Origin of the sequence: Paraburkholderia sp. USG1, from assembly GCF_031570135.1 — a bacterium.
Taxonomy (GTDB): Bacteria; Pseudomonadota; Gammaproteobacteria; order Burkholderiales; family Burkholderiaceae; genus Paraburkholderia; species Paraburkholderia dioscoreae.
Map to the genome: position 1 here is coordinate 86575 of NZ_JAMWXW010000032.1, position 18934 is coordinate 105508.

Consider the following 18934-nt stretch of genomic DNA (forward strand, 5'->3'; position numbering starts at 1 on the left):
GTGTTGAGCGGCGTCGGCCTCTGGACGGAGGCGGTGCCGCATTTTTTTGCCCGCTCCGTACGGCTTCGTCCTCTTCCTGCCTTTGACTTAACAATCTTTAAACGATTTATTTTGAGACTGTTTCTATACTGACTCGCAAATTGTCAAATCGCCGTTTCCCGAATGCGGGACGCAGCCTGAAAAAGACAACGGCGAACGGGGCCAATTACCGTGCGAGCGAGACCAGCCGCTGAAACGACGACCCTTGCGGTCGATGTGCATAACCAGCCGGGCCGATAAGTACCCTGCTGAAAATGCCGCAAAAGGCTAGAGAATCACATAGCCGAACCGGATAAGCGCCTGATCGCATCCGGGAAAAGAACGGCCGTTTTTTCGATTATGATGACCTGCCCCTCGATACCCGGCGCGATAAAGCGAACAATGCGCGCCAATTTTGAGACGGGGCGGAACTGAGCAGGGCGCAAGGCAAAGGACCATTAGTCGAAAAATGTGCCGCCGAAGATGAAATGGGAAGCCGGATCGTCGGTGTGAGCGCCGTCATCCCGGTCGTCTGCCGGTAAGCCGGCCACCAGTTACGAACGACGATGTCGCGTTGCGGGGTTTTATGAGAATTGCTGTCCTGGATGACGATTCGGCTCAGGCCGATCTGGTTTGCCAAACGCTGTCGGCGGCGGGCCATATCTGTCACGCATACGGTGCGGGCCGAGAACTGGTGAGGCAGTTGCGCCGCCAGACCTTCGATCTGCTGGTGCTCGACTGGAACGTGCCCGACATGTCGGGTGAAGAGGTGCTGCGCTGGGTTCGGGAGAGTCTTTCCGAGCGCCTGCCGGTGCTGTTCATGACGAGCCGCGGCCGTGAAAGCGACATCACGTCGATTCTCAACACGGGTGCGGACGACTATGTCGTCAAGCCGGTTTCCGCCGCGGTCCTGCTGGCGCGCGTCGGCTCGCTGCTGCGCCGCGCCTATCACCTCAAGCCGGCCGCAGTGAAGGAAGTGTTCGGCGAATTCGAATTCGACCTGAGCGCCAAGCACGTGGTGGTGCGCGGCACGACGGTTGCCGTCACGCAAAAGGAATTCGAGCTCGCGCTGTTGCTGTTCCAGCATCTGAGCCGGCCGCTGTCGCGCGCGCATATTCTCGACGTGATCTGGAAACAGGCGACCGACATTCCGTCGCGCACGATGGACACTCACGTGTCGATGCTGCGCAGCAAGCTCGGTCTGCGCCCGGAGCGCGGCTACCGGCTGACGCCGATTTACGGCTATGGCTACCGGCTGGAGCGGATCGAATCCGCCACGCCGCCGCCCGCGCTCGATGAGCGCCCCGAAGCGGGGGAGGCGTGACGTTTTCCGCCGGTGTGGCGCCGCGCGGCAGCGCGGTTTCGCCGGGCCGCCGCAGCGGCGCGTTGCTCGCGGCAGCCGGCCTGCTCGCGATGGCCTGCTTTGCGCCTGTATCCGCGTATGCGCAATCGTCGCGTGTGCTGAAGCCGCGTGCGAAAGCCGCGGCGCCGGTGTACGTCTCGTACGTGACCCACGAAGGCGACACGCTGTACGACATCGCCGGCAACTATATGCGCGACCCGAGCGATTGGGCCGCGCTGAGCCGCCTGAATCATGTGCCCGCGCCACGCCGCATGCCGGCCGGCATTGTCTTGCGTTTGCCCGCCGACAGGCTCAAACAGGAACAGGAATCGGCCCGTGTGATCGCGACGAGCGGCCCGGCTGAGCACGCGTTCGGCACGAACCCCTACGTGCCGCTCGCGGAAGGCGCGACGCTCGGCGAGGGCGATCGCATCCGCACCGGGGAAAACGGTTTTGTGACGTTGGAATTGCCCGACGGCTCGCACGTCACGATGGCGCAGAACGGCCTGCTGGATATCGGCACACTGCGGCGCACCACGCTGACCGGCGCCGGCGACCGCTTGCTCGAACTGCGCAGCGGCGAAGTCGAGAGCCAGGTCACGCACGCCACGAAAAAGGACGACCGCTTCCAGATCCGCTCGCCGTCAGTGGTGGCGGGCGTGCGTGGAACGCGCTTCAAGGTCGCCTACGATGGCGACGCGCGAACCACCGCGGTAGAAGTGCTGGACGGCTCGGTCGGCGTCGACCCGGCCGTGCTCGCCGGACGTGCCTCGGCGCCGCCGCCCGGTGCGCCGCTGCAGGCCTCCGCTCAGCTCGTGCCGGCGCGCTTCGGCAGCGTGACGCGGGCAGGCGGAGCGATTGGCGGCCCGATCGAGTTGCTGCCCGCGCCCGCGCTCGCGCAGCCGGCTAAAGTGCAGGACGGCAAGACGGTCGCGTTCGACCTCGTTCCGTCCGAACACGCCATGGCCTACCGTGTGCAGATCGCGCGCGACGCCGACCAGCTCGATCTGATCCGCGAGCTGCGCGTGAGCGCGCCGCATGCGGATTTCGGCGACCTGGCCGACGGCACCTATTTCGTGCGAATCGCCGCGATCGACAGCAACGGGCTCGAAGGATTGCCGCAGGTGTATGCGTTCGAACGCCGCCAGTTCGGGTTGGCCGCTTCGGCCACCCAGCGGGCCGGCAGCCGCGACTATGAGTTCCGCTGGTTTGTCAGCCGCGCCACGGTCGAGACACGCTTCCGTTTCGTGCTGGCGACGACCGACGATCTGCGCCATCCGCTCGTGGACCGCACCGATCTGTCGGGCGGCCAACTGGTGGTGAGCGATCTGCCGGCCGGCGTTTATTACTGGACGATCGTCGCCGAGCAGTTCGAGAACGGCCGCTTCTACGAGAAGAGCAGCGCGGTGCGCTCGTTTACGCTTGCGCGCTGACGCTGGTAGATTCACAGGGCTGAGCGATTCATCAGCCCGCTTCCTGGCCCTGAACCAAGCAAAGCTTTGCCGACCACCTCTACGCGCCTGAGCCTCGACCCGCGCGCCCGTCTCGGACGGCGCGCCGGCCGCCGCTTCCTGATCGAATGGGTGGGCATCGGCTGTCTCGGCATCGTGGTGATTCTGCTCAGTTCGCTCGGCCGCCTGAGCGCGAGCGTCGATCATCTGGTCTACGACCGCTTTCTGAGCCTGCACGCACAGCCTTTGCTGCGCGACATCGTCGTGCTCGAAATCGACAACGCGAGCATCGCGCAACTTGGCCGCTGGCCGTGGCCGCGCAGTGTCCACGCGAAGCTGCTCGAACAGATCGCGAAAGCGAAGCCCGCCGCGGTGATCTACGACGTGCTGTTCACCGAGGCCAATCCGCAGGACGCCGAGCTGGCCCGCGCTATCGCGCTGAGTCCGACCTATCTGCCGGTGCTGCTCACCGCGCCTGACAGCGGCGGGCGCCGGGCCGTGGTCGAGCCGGTGGCGCCGTTCGCGCAAGCGGCGGCGGGGCTGGGCCATATCAATCTCGAAGTCGACAGCGACGGCATTGTGCGCAGCGTCGCGCAATACGAGGGCGACGCCGATTCACGCTGGCCGCAATTGATGGTGCCGGTCGCCCAGGCGGTCGAGCATGGCGCGCTGCACCTGAATGGCGGGCAGCCCCGCCATGCTTCGACCACGACCACGACCGTGGCCGCGCCCGACGACGGCGGCGAAAGCCGCTTCCTGATCCCATTCGGCCGGAATGCGCAGAGCTACCCGAAGCTGAGTTTCGCCAGCGTGCTCGCCGGCGACGTGACGCCGGACCAGTTGCGCGGCCGCATCGTGCTGATCGGCGTGACCGCGTCCGGTTTGTACGACCGCTTTGCGACGCCGGTGTCCGGCGAACTCGGGCCGCTGCCCGGCGTGTATATCCATGCAAACGTGCTCGACACGCTGCTTACCGGCCGCGAGATCGAGCCGGCCGCGCGGTGGGCGCTGTTCGCGGTGTCGCTGCTGCCGCTTGCCGCGCTGCTGGCCGGTTTTCTGGTGTTGTCGCCGCGCCGTTCGCTGCTGCTGACCGGCGCGCTGTGCCTGCTTGCGGCGTCCGGCAGCGCCGTCTTGCTCTACGGTGCGCGGCTCTGGATGTCGCCGGTGCCGGCGATCGTCGGCGTGGTGGCGGTTTATCCGATCTGGAACTGGCGGCGCCTGGAAATGACAATGGCGTATCTGCGCGAAGAACTGCAACGTCTCGCCGACGAACCCCACCTGCTGCCGGAAACGCCGCAGCGCCGCCGCGAGTTCGGCGGCGACGTGCTGGAGCAGCACATGGCGCTGATGGCGCAGGCCGCGCAGCGCGTGCAGGACATGAAGCGTTTCGTGTGGGACAGCCTCGACAGCATGCCGGAGCCGATCCTCGTTAGCGACGTGCGCGGCGTCGTGCTGATCGCGAACCACGCCGCCAAGGCGCATTTCGCGCACCTCGGCGCGCCGCTCGAAGGCCGTCCGATGCAGGCCGTGCTGGGCGGCCTGACGCTCGTGAAGACGATCGACAGCGACGCGGCGTCGGACGCCGAAAACAATCTGCTCGCCCGCGCGCACTGGCCGGCGCCGCTCGATCCGGCGCGCCGCGAATTCGCCGCGTTGATGGCGCACGGCGTCGAGGTGCGCGACGCCCGCGAGCGCGACCATTTGCTGCGCTACGCGAACTGCACCAACGAGCAGGGCGAGACCACCGGCTGGATCGCGGGCCTCGTCGACGTGTCGGCCCTGCATGCGGCCGAGCGTCAGCGGGAAGACGCGCTGCGGCTCCTGTCGCACGACATGCGCTCGCCGCAGGCGTCGATTCTGGCGCTGGTGGAGATCGAGCGCGCCCGCAGCGAGCCGGTGCTCGCGCGCGCCTTGCTGGAGCGCATCGAACGCTACGCGCAGCGTGCCCTCACGCTGGCCGACGACTTCGTGCAACTGGCGCGTGCCGAATCGCAAACCTATATGCTGGAACCGGTGAGTCTGACCGAGTTGCTGATCGACGCCAGCGACGAAGTCTGGCCGCAGGCGCACGCCAAGCGCATCACGCTGCACACGGAAACGGCAACCGCCGACGCTGCCGACGACGGTCACTGGATCTACGCCGACCGTTCGCTGATGACGCGCGCGCTCGTCAACATTCTGAACAACGCGGTGAAGTACAGTCCGCCGGATACGCGGATCGTCTGCAGTCTTGCGAGCCTGACGCCGAAGGCCGGGCCGGGCGCGACGAGGCGCGTGTCGTGCACGATTCGCGACCAGGGCTACGGCATTCCGAAGGATCGGCAGGCGGGTCTGTTCGAGCGTTTCCGGCGCTTTCACGAAACCGAGCGGCCGGAAGTGGGCGGCGCGGGGCTCGGCATGGCGTTCGTCAAGACGGTCGTCACGCGTCACGGCGGCGATGTCGAAGTGGCCAGCGAACCCGGCCGCGGCACGGCATTTACGATCCGCCTGCCGGTGCTCGAAGACGCGCAGTCGGGCGCCTCCGTCACGGAGCGGACATGACGCATGAACACGCACCTTATCGAAGCGAGAAGATGGTGAAAGCGATCCTGATCTGTGCCGCGCTGGCCGCGGCGAGTCTCACCGGCTGCGCAGGCCTGAGTGCCGACGTGCATACCGCCGACGCCACCCATGCCGCCGCCGCGCTGCAAGGCGAACGGACCTACGCGATCGCGCGCATGCCGTCGCAGGAGGCCAGCGCGGAGCATCCGCGATTCGAAAGCCTGCTGGCGGATGAGCTTGCAAAGCAGGGTTTTGCCGCAACGACGGGGCAGTCCGCGCGTTATCTGCTCTCGATTGCTTACGACACGCGCCCGGCGACGATCGGCGTCGGCGAAAAAGGCTGCATGGCGAGCGACTGCGGGCGCGCGCCCGACGCGCCGTTCTCGCTGTTGGGCGGGCCGGCCTACCGGCACGCGCTCACGTTGCGGTTTTTCGAGCGCGTGAGCGGGCAGGAGGTTTATAAAGTCAGTGCGTCCAGCAGCGATCGCGATGCGGATCCGCAGCATGCCATGCCGGCGCTCGTCAAAAGCGCGCTGGCCAGATTTCCCTTCGACGCACCGCCCGACTGGCGGGTGAAACTGCGCACAGACGAGACGAGTGGCGTGCCGAAGGTCGTGTCGGTGAAGCCGCTTCAGCCGTGACTCGCGCGCATCATCCGGGCTCGTTGCGCGGTTCGTTGTCCGCTTCCGGCCAGCGGTTTTCGAATACGCAGTCGGCGAGCGGCAAACGGCTCGCCCAGCGTTCGGTTTCCAGCATCGGCTCGCTATAGAACTGGTCGACATGGCCCAGACACAGAATCGCCACGGGCCGCGCGCCTTCGGGCATGCGCAGCAACCGGCGCACCGCGTCGAGGTCGAATAGCGACACCCAGCCCATACCCAGACCTTCCGCGCGTGCCGCGAGCCACATGTTCTGGATCGCGCACGCCACCGACGCGAGGTCCATCTCCGGCAAGGTCCGGCGGCCGAATATGTGCCGCTCGCGCCCGTCCATCAGCGCCATCACCAGCAGCTCGCCGCAGTCCAGCATGCCTTCCACTTTCAGCTTCATGAACTCTTCGCGGCGTTTGCCGAGCGCGTCGGCGGTGGCGAGGCGTTCGGTTTCCACGGCGTCGTGCAAGGCCTTGCGCAAAACGGGGTCGGTGATCCGCGCGATCCGCCACGGCTGCATGAAGCCGACGCTCGGCGCGTGATGCGCCGCGCCGAGCAGGCGTTGCAGCACGGCCGGATCGACCGGATCGCGCACGAAATGACGCATGTCGCGGCGTTCGTAAATCGCGCGGTAGACGGCGTCGCGCTCCGATTCGTCAAAAGGCTTCGCCATGGAACAGGGCGGCCGCAAAGGCCGGGTTGGAGGGCCAATAAGCGTGCATATAGCTCGCCACGATCGAGCCGGCACGGTAGACGGCCTCGCCGGGTGCGTCGCTTTGCGGCCGGGTGGCCGAACAAAGCGGCGTGAGCGGGGTGTTCAGCTTCGAGTAGTGAAACGTGTGGCCGGTCATCGGCCCGTGCCGGCTGTCGATCTGCTGCATGCCGAGCGCGGTGAAGCGCGTTTGCATTGTCGCGTGGCCGGGCAGCAGGCCGAGCATCGGCGTGCTCACGCCTTGCGTGTCGGTGAGCCGGTCGAGCAGATAGAGCATGCCGCCGCATTCGGCGACGAGCGGCTTGCCGGCGCTCGCGTGCGCACGAATGCCGGCGGCGCTGCGGGTGTTGGCCGCGAGCGCCGCGGCGTGCAGTTCGGGGTAGCCGCCTGGCAGATACAGCGCGTCGGCGTGTTCGGGCGGGGCTTCGTCGGCGAGCGGCGAGAAGTAGCCGATCCGCGCGCCAAGGGATTCCAGCAGCGCGACGTTGGCCGGATAGATGAACGAGAACGCGGCGTCGCGCGCGATGGCGATCGTTTTGCCTTCCAGCAGGCGCGGCAAGCTCTGCCGGGCTGGCATGCCGAATTCGACCGGCGGCGGCAGTTCGCAGAGCGCGGTGCCGCCGAGCGTGTCGGCGACGTGATCGAGACGCGCGTCGAGGTCGTCGATTTCGTCTGCCTGGTGCAAGCCCAGGTGACGATCGGGCAACCCGATTTCGTCGCCGGCGGCAATGTGCCCGCACCAGCGCAGTCCCGGCGGCAACGCTTCCTGAAGCATCTGCGCATGTCGCGTGGAGCCGACGCGATTGGCGAGCACGCCGTAAAACGGCACCTGCGGCCGGAATTGTGCGAGACCGAAAGCGACCGCGCCGAAGGTCTGCGCCATCGCCTTCGCCGAAATCACCGCGAGCACCGGCACGCCGAACGTGGTGGCGAGATCGGCGCTGCTCGGCGTGCCGTCGAACAGGCCCATTACGCCTTCGATCAGGATCAGATCGGCTTGCGCCGCCGCTTGCGCGAGCAGCGTGCGGCAGGCGGCTTCGCCCACCATCCACAGATCGAGCGAGAAGACGGGCGCGCCGCTTGCGCGCGCCAGAATCATCGGATCGAGAAAGTCCGGTCCGGTCTTGAAGACGCGCACGCGTCGCCCCAGCCGCCGGTGATAGCGCGCCAGACCCGCGGTGATCGTGGTCTTGCCCTGGCCGGATGCGGGCGCGCTGATAAAGAGGGCGGGGCACGCTCCAAGGGACGTCTCCGCGGGAGACGCTTCGGCGGACGTGCCCTTGGGGGGCGCGGACATGCGTCAGAACTCCACGCCGCGCTGCGCTTTCACGCCCTGCTCGCGATACGGATGCTTGACGATGCGCATTTCGGTGACGAGATCGGCGGCTTCGATCAGCGCATCAGGCGCGTGACGGCCGGTCACCACCACATGCAGCATTGGCGCGCGTGCGGTGAGCACCGACAGGACTTCGTCGAGCGGCAGATATTCGTACTTGAGCACCGTGTTCAGTTCGTCGAGGATCACCATCTGGTAGTCGCCGCTTTCGATCATGCGGCGCGCTTCGTCCCAGCCTTTGCGCGCCGTCGCGATGTCGGCGTCGCGGTTCTGCGTGTTCCAGGTGTAGCCGTCGCCCATCGTGACGAAATCGCAGTTGGCGATCGCGCCGAGAAAGTCGCGCTCTGACGTGTGCAGCGCGCCCTTGATGAACTGCACGACGCCGAGGCGCATGCCGTGACCCAGCACGCGCACGGCCATGCCGAACGCGGCGGTGGTTTTGCCCTTGCCCGTGCCGGTATTGACGATCAGCAGACCTTTTTCGACCGTGGCGTTGGCCTGCTTTTTCTCATGGCCCTCGCGTCGGCGCTCGGTCATGCGTTGATGCGATTCGGGATCGGTCTTCATGGCAGGTTCTGTTCCTGAGTGTCGTTGTTAGGGTGGTCGCGTTCAGCGTGGGCGGCGCTCGAGGCGATCGCCACGGTAACGCCGGCATGGACGGTTTTGCGCACGAGAAGCCGTGCTCGATGCGCATGAAAAGCGGCGGTTTCGCCGCGTCTGGTCGTTGCTGCAAGCAAGGCGCACGGCTCGCAGACGCCGTCCACGCCGAGATGCTCGCGCACCGCGCTTGACGGCTCCGCTATGGGCAGCGCCGCGATCTGCTCACTGCTGAAGAATGTCAGCGGCAGTGCATGGCGAGCGCAGAATTCGAGCAGGCCGGCTTCGTGGGCTTTGGTATCGATCGAGGCCACGGTGGCGATTTCGTCGAAGGAATGCGGGCCGAGCGCGGCGCGCACCGCTGCTTCGATCTGCCCAGCCGCGCTGTGCAAGCGACAACCAATGCCTACGCTCAGCGTTTTCATGGTACGTCTCCGTTCGCCGGCAACGTTGCAGTCTTGGCATACGCAGCGTCGCGCGCCAACGCGAGCGACGCCACACCGCCAATTACCACGATCGCCGGCGAGCCGAGTCCCGCACGCGAGACGCGCCCGGCAAACTCACCGAGCCGCGCGAGCACATGGCGTTGCTCGGGACGGGTCGCCGATTCGATCGCCGCGCACGGCATTTCGGCGCTCATGCCGGCCGCGAGCAACGCGTCGACGATTTCGCTCAGGCGCCGCATGCCCATGTAGATCACGAGTGTCATGCGCGTGGCCGCCAGCGCGGCCCAGTCCGGCTCAGCGCTGCCCGCGCCGTGCCCGGTGACGAACACCACGCCTTGCGCGTGGTCGCGATGCGTGACCGGAATGCCGATTGCCGCAGGTGCCGCGATTCCCGCCGTAATGCCGTTGATGACTTCCACCTCGATGCCCGCCGCATGCAGCGCCTGCTGTTCTTCGCCGCCCCGGCCGAACACGAACGGATCGCCGCCTTTCAGGCGCGCGACGCTGCGCCCGGCCCGCACGTGCTCGAGCAATTGCGCGACGATGCCTTCCTGCGGTGTGGACGGATGTCCGCCGCGTTTGCCGACATGGACGACGCGTGCGTCGGCGCGCGCGAACTGGAGTACGTCGGGATTCACCAGATCGTCGACCAGCACTACATCGGCTTGTGCCAATGCACGGGTGGCCTTGAGCGTCATGAGTTCGACGTCGCCGGGACCGGCGCCGATCAGCCAGGCGCGGGTCATCGCGACGTGCATGGCGGGCGCCATGTAGTGACGAGCGGATCAGGGGCAGGCGCGAACGAGCACCGGAGAGCGGACTTTTGGGGCATGCACTGCTACGGATTCAGGCACGGCGCAATGCGCGGCTCGCAACGGTTCCTCCGGGAACCCGCATACGGACGCACCACGTCGTGCTTCAGCGCCTTCACATCCGTCCCTCGCGGATTCCGGCGGCCGGCGGCGCGATGTTGCCCTGAGGTTCGCCGCCTCCGCGTCTGGCCGGTATCCGGGCTGGCGGCCTCATGCGCTTTGCCTTCCCGTCCGCATTCGCTGGAATGTGCAGGACAGTGGCATCGAAAAAAACGCATGCGCGGCGCAAGACAACTCAACATTGCGCCGCAGGTCGCTTACCGTTGCGGGGACAGCACAGGTTGAGCGCATGAAGCGCGGCCTGTTTCCCGTTTAACTGCACACGCGAATGCATGTGCGGGCACCAAACGCGCGCATACGATAGCACATGGCGTCCCGTCCGATAAGCGCTTGCGGCCGGCGTTTTCTTGACTGCCGCGGGCTGCGGGCCTACACTCGCACGCACTTTGGTGCTCGCATGCGCGCTCGTGCGCATGCAGTTAAACGGGAAACAGGGTGCCCGCCTGTCATGGAACGGGTCAACCTGTGCTGCCCCCGCAACGGTAAGCGAAATGTGGTGCTAAGGTCAGTTCTTTAGCGCCGCGGAGCCGGCTTCGATGTCCACGCGCAAGGCCGCGTAGACATATCACCACTGGGCGAGAAATCACTCGCCCGGGAAGGGGAAGCGGCGCTTTCGCCAGCCCGGATACCGGCCAGATACGAAGGACGAACACCGCGGGGATGCGGTAGCGCGTTCATGACCTCACTTCCGCTTTCTGTTTTTGTTGTCGCGGCAACCCGTCGTTCGTCCCCGTGTTGTGTTGTCGTCCTGGCTCGCTGGACTTACGCGCCGTTTACCCGGCTCATGCGGACAGACACACAAACGCCCGGCGTGCACGTGCAACTCCTACGGATGGACCTCACGATGCAAACTCAAATGCGCAAGATCCCCGTCACCATCGTCACAGGCTTTCTCGGCAGCGGCAAGACCACGCTGCTGCGGCATATTCTTCAGCATGCGGGCGGCAAGCGCATTGCGGTGATCGTCAACGAGTTCGGCGAGCTGGGCATCGACGGGGAAATTCTCAAGGGTTGCGGAATCGGTTGCGATGAAAACGGCGTCGAAACCGAAGGCCAGTTGTATGAACTGGCAAACGGGTGTTTGTGCTGCACCGTGCAGGAAGAGTTTTTTCCGGTGATGGAGAAACTGGTCGAGCGCCGCGATCAGATCGATCACGTGCTGATCGAAACGTCGGGTCTCGCGTTGCCGAAGCCGCTGGTGCAGGCGTTCAACTGGCCGCAGATCAAGAACAGTTTTACCGTGGACGCCGTGGTCACCGTGGTGGACGGACCGGCTGCGGCGAGCGGCCAGTTCGCCGACAATCCGCTTGCCGTGGATGCGCAACGCAAGGCCGATCCGAATCTCGATCACGAATCGCCGTTGCACGAGTTGTTCGAGGATCAGTTGTCCGCCGCCGATCTGGTGATTCTGAACAAAACGGATTTGCTCGACGACGCGCAGCAAAGCGCGGTCGAACTTTCGATCCGGGAAGAAATTCCGCCGCAAGTGAAGATCGTGCGCGCGCAGATGGGCCAGCTCGATCTGCACGCGTTGCTGGGCCTCGAAGCGGCTTCGGAAGATACGATCCACCTGCGCCACGATCACCACGGTTCCGCCGAGGACGCCGACCACCACCACGACGAATTCGATTCGGTGGTCGTGCACGCGAATGCACCGTCGCGCGAGGCGGTGATCGCCGCGCTGCAAGGGCTCGTCGAAACGAACACGATCTACCGCGTCAAAGGTTTCGCGGCGCTGCCGGGCGCGGCGATGCGCCTGGTGATTCAGGGCGTGGGCCGCCGCTTCGACAGCTATTTCGATCGACGCTGGCAGGCCGGTGAAAGCGGCCCGAGCCGCTTCGTGCTGATTGGCGAGGATCTCGATCAGGCCGCGTTGCAGCGTGCGTTCGACACGGCGCTCGGCGTGCCTTCGGGCGTCGAAACACAACAGGCGTAAGCGCTCATGCATCTGTTGCGCACCACGCCGGGCGGTTTTGTCGACGATACGCAAGGCGTGATCCGCATCGATCAGCAGCCCGCCGATATCGTGGTGCTGAGTTCCGCCGATACCACGCTGTCGCTGCTCGCGAGTGTTTTTCCGCGTCTGGGCGAGGGTTTTCCTAGCGTGCGGCTCGCGAACGTCACGTATTTGCGGCAACCGGCCTCGGTCGATTTCTACGTCGAAGACGTCTTGCAGCATGCGCGTGTGGTGGTGGTCGATCACCTCGGCGGCGAAGCGTATTGGCCTTACGGCATCGAGCAGGTGGTGGCGCTCGCCGAGCGCAAACAGCAGACGCTCGCGATGTTCTCCGGCGATCTGCAGGAAGATCCGAACCTGCTTGCGCGCAGCACCGCCAGCGCCGATCTGTGCCATCAGCTCTGGCGCTATCTGCGCGAAGGCGGCCCGCAGAATGCCGAAGCGTTCCTGCGCTGTATCGCGCATCGCGCATTCGGCTGGGGGCGCGAGCCTGCGCCGCCGCGCGCGTTGCCTGCCGCGACGCTCTATCATCCCGGCCGCGACACACCGACTATCGCCGACTGGCAGGCGCGCTGGCAACGGAACGCGCCGGTCGCGGCGATCCTGTTCTACAAGGCGCATCTGCAGGCAGCCAATACGGCCGTGTTCGACGCGTTGATCGACGCGCTCGAGTCGCAAGGTCTGAATCCGCTGCCGATTGCGATCACCTCGCTCAAAGATGCGCTGAGCCGCGAAGTGGTGCAATCGCTGTGCGCTGAGCACAATGTCGCGCTGGTGCTGAATACGACCGCCTTCGCCGCGTCCGCGATCGACGACCCCGAGCCGCTCGCGCTCGCCGGCGACGCCCCCGTGTTCCAGGTGATCCTGAGCGGCGGTAATCGCGAGGATTGGGTGAAGGACAATCAAGGCCTCAATTCGCGCGATATCGCCATGCATATCGCGCTGCCGGAAGTGGACGGCCGCATCATTACGCGCGCGATCAGTTTCAAGGGGCTCGCATACCGTTGTCCGCACACCCAGGTCGACGTGGTGCGTTATCAGCCGGACGTCGAGCGCGTGGGTTTTCTTGCCGAACTGAGCCGGCGCTGGTGCCGTCTGCGTTCACTGGATAACGCGGACAAAAAGCTCGCGCTAATCCTCGCCAACTATCCGATGAGCGAAGGGCGCATTGGCAACGGCGTGGGACTCGATACGCCGGCTTCGGTAGTCGGCATTCTGTCGATGCTGCGCGACGAAGGCTATCGTCTTGCCGACTTGCCCGCGAACGGCGACGCGCTGCTGAAAAAGCTCACCGAAGGCGTGACCAACGATCCGGGGGTACGTGATCTGCGTCCCGCGCTGCAAAGCCTCGCGCTCGACGACTATCTCGTGCATTTCAACGCTTTACCCGCTGAGGCGCGGCAGGCATTGAACGCGCGTTGGGGCACGCCCGAACAGGATCCGACGCTGCGGCGCGGCCGCTTCATGATCGCGGGCTTGCGTTGCGGGCAGGTGTTCGTCGGCATTCAACCGTTGCGTTCGCGCGAGGAGGGCGATTACGCCAGCTATCACGACGCCGACCTCGTGCCGCCGCATGCCTATCTGGCGTTCTATTTCTGGTTGCGTCACCAGTTCGGTATCGACGCAATCGTGCATGTCGGCAAGCACGGCAATCTCGAATGGCTGCCCGGCAAGAGCGTCGCGTTGAGCGACGCGTGCTGGCCCGATCTCATTCTCGGGCCGATGCCGCATCTGTATCCGTTCATCGTCAACGATCCGGGCGAGGGCAGCCAGGCGAAACGCCGCGCGCAGGCGGTCATCATCGATCACCTGATGCCGCCGCTCACGCGCGCCGAAAGTTATGGGCCGCTGCAGGATCTGGAGCGTCAGGTCGACGAATACTATGAAGCGCTGATGGTCGACCCGCGCCGCTCGAAGCTGTTGCGGCGTACGATTCTGGCGACCATTGTCGAACACCGGTTGCATGAGGAACTGAGTCTCGCGGAACCGAACGGGCAAAACGATGAGGATGCGCTGCTCACGCGTGTCGATGCATGGCTGTGCGAGTTGAAGGAAGCGCAGATTCGCGATGGCTTGCATACGTTCGGTCAATCGCCTGGCGGTGTGCAACGGCGCGATACGTTGCTGGCGCTGGGGCGTTTTCCTGTTGGCGACGGGCAGGGTGGCAAGGCTGGCTTGATCGATGCGCTGGCACGCGATCTGCAGATGGACCATCTGTTCGATCCGTTGTCGGTGGATTGGTCGGCGGTGTGGGACGGCCCGCGTCCGGATGTATTGCAGCGTGTGAGCGATGCGCCGTGGCGGCACTGCGGCGATACGCGTGAACGGCTGGAGTTGCTGGCGGCGTCGCTGTTGCGCGGCGTGTGCGGTGATCAACCGGACGCTTCGGCGGCGTTGTTCGTCGACGGCTTGCCGCAGGCGGAGCGCGTAATCGAGCGATTGCGTGCCGACGTGTTGCCGAGGCTCGATGCTTGCGGCCCGCAGGAAATGCTTCAGCTGAAGCGCGGCCTCGAAGGGCGTTTCGTGCCGCCTGGGCCGAGCGGTTCGCCCTCGCGTGGACGGCCCGATGTGCTGCCCACCGGCCGCAACTTCTATTCGGTCGACACGCGCGCCATTCCCACGCAAGCTGCCTGGTCGCTCGGATTGAAATCCGCGCAGCAACTGATCGAACGGCATTTGCAGGAGAAGGGCGATTATCCGCGCGCCATCGGCCTCTCCGTGTGGGGCACCGCGACCATGCGCACGGGCGGAGACGATATCGCCCAGGCGCTCGCGTTGCTCGGCGTGCGGCCGAAATGGGCGCCCGGCAGTCACCGTGTGACCGATTTCGAAATCATGCCGATCGAGGTGTTCGACCGGCCGCGTATCGACGTCACCTTGCGTGTTTCCGGTTTCTTCCGCGACGCTTTCGCCAACGTCATGCATCTGTTCGACGCCGCCGTGCAGGCAGTAGCGGAACTCGACGAGCCCGAAGACCTGAACCCGATTCGCGCGCGCGTGCTGCGCGAACGCGACGCGCTCATCGCGCGCGGCATGGACGCCGGCGAAGCGCGCAAGCGCGCCGGGTGGCGTGTGTTCAGCGCGCGGCCCGGCGCTTACGGCGCGGGTTTGCAGGACATGATCGACTCGCAGCAATGGCAGACCGACGCGGATCTGGCGAACGCCTATCAGGCATGGGGCGGTTACGCGTACACGCAAAAGAGCGCGGGCGAAGAAGCACGTCATGCGTTCAGTGCGCGCCTCGCCGCGCTGGATGTGGTGCTGCAGAACCAGGACAGCCGCGAGCACGACCTGCTCGATTCGAACGACTACTACCAGTTCCAGGGCGGCATGGTCGCCGCGGTGCGGCATCTGGCCGGCAATCAGCCGAGCGTGTACCACGCCGATCACAGCAATCCCGCCGCGCCGCGCGTGCGCACGCTACACGAGGAGATCGCGCGCGTGATCCGCTCGCGCGTGGTCAATCCGAAATGGCTCGATGGCGTGAAGCGCCACGGTTATAAGGGCGCGGCCGAAATCGCCGCGACCGTCGACTATCTGTACGGTTACGATGCGACCGCGCGCGTGATCGCGGATCATCAATATGCGCTCGTGACCGATGCGTATCTGAACGACGCTGACACCCGCGAGTTCTTGCAGCGGCACAACCCGCACGCGTTGCATTCGATTTGCGAGCGTTTGCTCGAAGCCATGCAGCGCGGATTATGGCAGGCGCCGGGCGACTATCGCGCGCAGGTCGAACAGCATCTGCTCGCGAGCGAGCAGCAGATTGAAGGAATGCACCCATGAATTCAGCAGCCCAGCGGCCCGTTTTTCCATTTGCCGCGCTGATCGGCCAGGCGCCCTTGCAACAGGCGCTGTTGCTGGCTGCCATCGATCCGGCGCTGAGCGGCGTGCTGGTCACGGGGCCGCGCGGTACGGCCAAGTCGACCGCGGCGCGGGCGCTGGCCGAGTTGTTGCCGGAAGGGCAACTGGTGAATCTGCCGCTTGGCGCGAGCGAAGATCGTTTGATCGGCACGCTCGATATCGAAGCCGTGCTGCGCGACGGCTCGGTGCATTTCTCGCCTGGTCTGCTCGCGAAGGCGCACCGCGGCGTGCTGTATGTGGACGAAGTCAACCTGCTGCCCGACGTGCTCGTCGATGCCTTGCTCGATGCGGCGTCGAGTGGCGTGAATACCGTCGAACGCGATGGCGTGTCGCATAGCCACGACGCGAGCTTCGTGCTGATCGGCACGATGAATCCTGAAGAGGGTGAATTGCGGCCGCAATTGATCGACCGTTTCGGGCTGATGGTCGAGTTGCAGAACTGTTTCGAGCCGCGCGTGCGTCAGGCGATCGTGAAGGCACGCTTGGCGTTCGATCTCGATCCGCAGGGTTTCCGGGCGGGTTACGCGCAACAACAGGCGGCTTATGTGCAGCAGATTCATGCGGCGCGCGCCGCACTGCCGCAACTCGCATTCGACGAAGCCGTGCATGCGCGTGTCAGCGCGTTGTGTATCGATGCCGCCGTGGACGGCTTACGCGCCGATCTCGTGATGCTGCGCGCGGCGCGTGCGTTGGCGGCGTTCGAACAGGCTGCAACGGTGACGGCGGCGCATGTCGATCGGGTTGCGGAGGCGGTGCTGGTTCATCGGCGGCATTCTCGCGAGTCGCAAGCGGATCGTGATGCGCGTGAGGATGACGCTTCCGCTGGTGCTTTGGAGCGGTCGTCTGCGTCTTCATCTTCATCTGTGCAAGGGGAAGCGCTGTCGGCTGACGCTTCCGGCGATAGCGATTGGGGCTACCTGGCGCCCGAGCCGAGCGCGACCACGCATGTCAAAGGCGTCATACCGCTCAACGTAAAAAAACGCTGAGCCATCGGAAAGGCACCGCCGCTGACTCGCGCAGCGGTTTTCGATGGCAGCAAGGTGCGGGTGCGGGTGCGCGCAGCCACTTGGGTGCGGCGCCGGGCAAGCGCATCGCCTGGCCCCGGACACTCGCCGCGAAGCGGCAGGACGCGTTGCGGACCGAGCATTTGCGCTTCATGCGCGAGGCGCCGCGCGGCGGCGTGCTTCATTGTTTCGTACTCGATTGCTCGGGCTCCATGCTGGCCGGACAGCGCCTCGCGCTCGCCAAGGGATTGTTGATCGCCCTGTTCGACCACGCGAGCGCCGCGCGTGCCGAGGCCGCCCTGGTCTGTTTCGGCGGTGCGGGGGCGGATGTGCGATTCGGTCCCGCGGTGCCGCGCTGGTGGAACGAGCGGTGGCTGAGTCCTGTGGGAGGCGGTGGCGGCACGCCTCTGACGGCGGGCGTTCGGCAAGCGGGTCAACTGCTGGAGCGCAGTGCGCGCAGCAAGCCCGCGCAGCAACGCTGGCTATGGATCCTGACCGATGGCCGTACGCGTGACATGCCCGCGCGCCCGCTCGACGCGGACGAAGTCGTGGTCGTCGATTTCGAGCGTGAGGCGATACGGCTCGGCCGTTGCGAATTGCTCGCCGACGCGTGGGGCGCGCGGCGCTTTACGCCGGAAGAATTAATGAGCTGAGCGACGGGTGCGCTGTACCGCTCACTGTCCCGCGCGGATTTATTTCAAGCCGCTCGACCAATACACCACGTCGTCCTGGCGGTCGAACACGAAGACTTTCATCGCCATTTGCTGGGTCGCGTCGAGTTGATCGAGTTCGAGTCCATGAGTCGAAGGCGTGCCCGGCCCGCTGCCTTGCTGCACATTACGGATCACGGCTGTGGTTTCGATCTCCGTATCGCGATCTTTCGATTTCAGACGGAACGCGAGTCGCAACCGGTCGCCGACGGCGCCCAGGGTCCACGAGGCGGCCAGCGACATGCCGAGCGCGCTGACGCCTTTCGCGAGTCCGAGTCCTTCATACGACTCGCCGCTTTGACCGATGCCGAAACGCACCGCGAGATGCGTGCGGACGCGGATCGACTTGCGTTCGCGCAGGCGACGGATCACGCCGGGCTTCGATAACACGACGTAATCGAACGGTGAGCGGCAGATCGCCTCGATCGTGCAGACGAAACGGAACACGGCATGGCTGGCTATCGCGACGATTTCAATGTTTTCGCCGAGACCCAGTGGAAGCATGCGGCCGTCGTGCATTGGCGGCGTGACGAAGAGCGCATGGTTCGGTGCGAAGCCGATGATGCGGCACGGATGCATCGGCGCGCCGCTGCCGACCTGCGGGCGCACACCGATCAAGGCACCGATTTCCAGATGCATGTCCTTGAGCGTCAGTGGACTGCCGGGGTCCGCGTGGGCGTCTGATTCGCGCGTCGGTTGCGTGGCCGCGTCCAGCAAGTCGCCGCGTTGCGGGTGGAAGTGGCCGAACAGGAAGTTGCGCTCGTCCGTGGTCGCGAGAATGGTGCTAGCGGCGAACAGGAGCGTGCCGTCGGCGTCGACGATCGGCCACTCGAGGGGGATGCCTACCGGAACGTTATCCAGATTCAGAGTTGACGTTTGTCCGGCGGGGGAGTGTTCCTCGACTGGATTGTCCATGGTCGGCGGCTATTTGAGTGGCGGGATATCTCGGTTGACGGCTGTCAGGAGGGAAACTTTAGTTTCGCGGGGGCTTTCGTTTCTTTCGCCGCTTCTTTGTTGTGTGGTGGGGACTATATTGGAGTGAGGGCGCTCATTGCCTGGTCGGTTAGCGAGAGGTGCATTCGCCGATCATGGTCAGGTCGTCGGAAGTGTGATTGCCTCGCTGGCTCACAATTAAATCGGATGGCTAACTAATTTGATGGTGTAGTGATGATGACTCATTTCGTTACTCTCGACTTTCTGAAAAATATTCCGCGAAGGGGGTTGACGACCTGTCGCTCGCTCTCCATAATCTCGTTTCTCTGCTGCTGATGCAGCGACGCAGAACGAAGCGGTGCCGGGTGGTTGTGAGGTTGGCAATTGCGGTGGTGGCGGTTCGGTGGTGAATGCGTAACCGATCTTTAAAAATTAACA

At 65.2% G+C, this 18934-nt stretch carries 14 protein-coding genes and 2 riboswitches; of the genes, 8 read left to right on the top strand and 6 right to left on the bottom strand.

Annotation, left to right across the window (positions count from 1 at the left end; genetic code table 11):
• Positions 1 to 604 precede the first annotated feature (604 nt).
• The 4 genes from NE850_RS31870 to NE850_RS31885 all read left to right on the top strand — a co-directional run bounded on the left by NE850_RS31870 (position 605) and on the right by NE850_RS31885 (position 5993).
• Positions 605 to 1342: a response regulator transcription factor gene (locus tag NE850_RS31870; RefSeq protein ID WP_007177047.1), complete on the top strand. Its 738-nt coding sequence runs from the start codon at positions 605 to 607 to the stop codon at positions 1340 to 1342.
• Positions 1339 to 2793: a FecR domain-containing protein gene (locus tag NE850_RS31875; RefSeq protein ID WP_007177048.1), complete on the top strand. Its 1455-nt coding sequence runs from the start codon at positions 1339 to 1341 to the stop codon at positions 2791 to 2793. The genes NE850_RS31870 and NE850_RS31875 overlap by 4 nt, the downstream gene beginning before the upstream one ends.
• A gap of 66 nt (positions 2794 to 2859) precedes the next feature.
• Entirely contained in the window at positions 2860 to 5352 is a 2493-nt protein-coding gene (locus NE850_RS31880; protein WP_007177049.1) for a CHASE2 domain-containing protein, read from the top strand.
• Entirely contained in the window at positions 5349 to 5993 is a 645-nt protein-coding gene (locus NE850_RS31885; protein ID WP_007177050.1) for a DUF4136 domain-containing protein, read from the top strand. The genes NE850_RS31880 and NE850_RS31885 overlap by 4 nt, the downstream gene beginning before the upstream one ends.
• 10 nt (positions 5994 to 6003) lie before the next feature.
• On the opposite strand, the gene bluB is transcribed toward NE850_RS31885, so the two are convergent.
• From bluB to cobA, 5 genes are read right to left on the bottom strand one after another with little or no spacing between them, the layout of a single operon-like run.
• Positions 6004 to 6675: a 5,6-dimethylbenzimidazole synthase gene (gene bluB / locus NE850_RS31890; RefSeq protein WP_007177051.1), complete on the bottom strand. Its 672-nt coding sequence runs from the start codon at positions 6673 to 6675 to the stop codon at positions 6004 to 6006.
• Positions 6659 to 8011, bottom strand: a complete 1353-nt coding sequence (locus NE850_RS31895) for a cobyrinate a,c-diamide synthase (protein WP_007177052.1) — start codon at positions 8009 to 8011, stop codon at positions 6659 to 6661. The genes bluB and NE850_RS31895 overlap by 17 nt, the downstream gene beginning before the upstream one ends.
• A 3-nt stretch (positions 8012 to 8014) precedes the next feature.
• Entirely contained in the window at positions 8015 to 8617 is a 603-nt protein-coding gene (gene cobO, locus NE850_RS31900; protein ID WP_007177053.1) for a cob(I)yrinic acid a,c-diamide adenosyltransferase, read from the bottom strand.
• Complete coding sequence (locus NE850_RS31905; RefSeq protein WP_007177054.1) at positions 8614 to 9072, bottom strand: cobalamin biosynthesis protein; 459 nt, start codon at positions 9070 to 9072, stop codon at positions 8614 to 8616. The genes cobO and NE850_RS31905 overlap by 4 nt, the downstream gene beginning before the upstream one ends.
• Complete coding sequence (gene cobA / locus NE850_RS31910; protein WP_310699857.1) at positions 9069 to 9839, bottom strand: uroporphyrinogen-III C-methyltransferase; 771 nt, start codon at positions 9837 to 9839, stop codon at positions 9069 to 9071. The genes NE850_RS31905 and cobA overlap by 4 nt, the downstream gene beginning before the upstream one ends.
• 235 nt (positions 9840 to 10074) lie before the next feature.
• A riboswitch (cobalamin riboswitch) is annotated at positions 10075 to 10328 on the bottom strand.
• Between the two features lie 67 nt (positions 10329 to 10395).
• Positions 10396 to 10677: riboswitch (cobalamin riboswitch) on the top strand.
• 192 nt (positions 10678 to 10869) lie between these two features.
• Here cobA and cobW point away from each other — a divergent pair.
• From cobW to NE850_RS31930, 4 genes are all read left to right on the top strand, one after another.
• A complete protein-coding gene (gene cobW, locus NE850_RS31915) occupies positions 10870 to 11961 on the top strand; it encodes a cobalamin biosynthesis protein CobW (protein ID WP_310699855.1) in 1092 nt (363 codons plus the stop codon).
• A 6-nt stretch (positions 11962 to 11967) separates the two neighbouring features.
• Entirely contained in the window at positions 11968 to 15771 is a 3804-nt protein-coding gene (gene cobN, locus NE850_RS31920) for a cobaltochelatase subunit CobN (RefSeq protein WP_007177057.1), read from the top strand.
• The gene (locus NE850_RS31925) at positions 15768 to 16835 is read left to right on the top strand and encodes an ATP-binding protein (RefSeq protein WP_007177058.1); all 1068 of its coding nucleotides are present in this window, start codon (positions 15768 to 15770) and stop codon (positions 16833 to 16835) included. Before cobN ends, NE850_RS31925 begins: the two co-directional genes overlap by 4 nt.
• Positions 16836 to 16915: 80 nt before the next feature.
• Positions 16916 to 17506, top strand: coding sequence for a VWA domain-containing protein (locus NE850_RS31930; protein ID WP_007177059.1), 591 nt, complete (start codon positions 16916 to 16918; stop codon positions 17504 to 17506).
• A 39-nt stretch (positions 17507 to 17545) separates the two neighbouring features.
• On the opposite strand, the gene NE850_RS31935 is transcribed toward NE850_RS31930, so the two are convergent.
• A complete protein-coding gene (locus tag NE850_RS31935) occupies positions 17546 to 18478 on the bottom strand; it encodes a flagellar brake protein (RefSeq protein WP_007177060.1) in 933 nt (310 codons plus the stop codon).
• Positions 18479 to 18934: the final 456 nt, after the last annotated feature.

Coding starts and splice junctions, on each gene's coding strand:
- NE850_RS31870 (WP_007177047.1), top strand. CDS start 605: ATGAGAATTGCTGTCCTGGATGACGATTCGGCTCAGGCCGATCTGGTT.
- NE850_RS31885 (WP_007177050.1), top strand. CDS start 5,349: ATGACGCATGAACACGCACCTTATCGAAGCGAGAAGATGGTGAAAGCG.
- bluB (WP_007177051.1), bottom strand. CDS start 6,675: ATGGCGAAGCCTTTTGACGAATCGGAGCGCGACGCCGTCTACCGCGCG.
- NE850_RS31895 (WP_007177052.1), bottom strand. CDS start 8,011: ATGTCCGCGCCCCCCAAGGGCACGTCCGCCGAAGCGTCTCCCGCGGAG.
- cobO (WP_007177053.1), bottom strand. CDS start 8,617: ATGAAGACCGATCCCGAATCGCATCAACGCATGACCGAGCGCCGACGC.
- NE850_RS31905 (WP_007177054.1), bottom strand. CDS start 9,072: ATGAAAACGCTGAGCGTAGGCATTGGTTGTCGCTTGCACAGCGCGGCT.
- cobA (WP_310699857.1), bottom strand. CDS start 9,839: ATGACCCGCGCCTGGCTGATCGGCGCCGGTCCCGGCGACGTCGAACTC.
- cobW (WP_310699855.1), top strand. CDS start 10,870: ATGCAAACTCAAATGCGCAAGATCCCCGTCACCATCGTCACAGGCTTT.
- cobN (WP_007177057.1), top strand. CDS start 11,968: ATGCATCTGTTGCGCACCACGCCGGGCGGTTTTGTCGACGATACGCAA.
- NE850_RS31925 (WP_007177058.1), top strand. CDS start 15,768: ATGAATTCAGCAGCCCAGCGGCCCGTTTTTCCATTTGCCGCGCTGATC.
- NE850_RS31935 (WP_007177060.1), bottom strand. CDS start 18,478: ATGGACAATCCAGTCGAGGAACACTCCCCCGCCGGACAAACGTCAACT.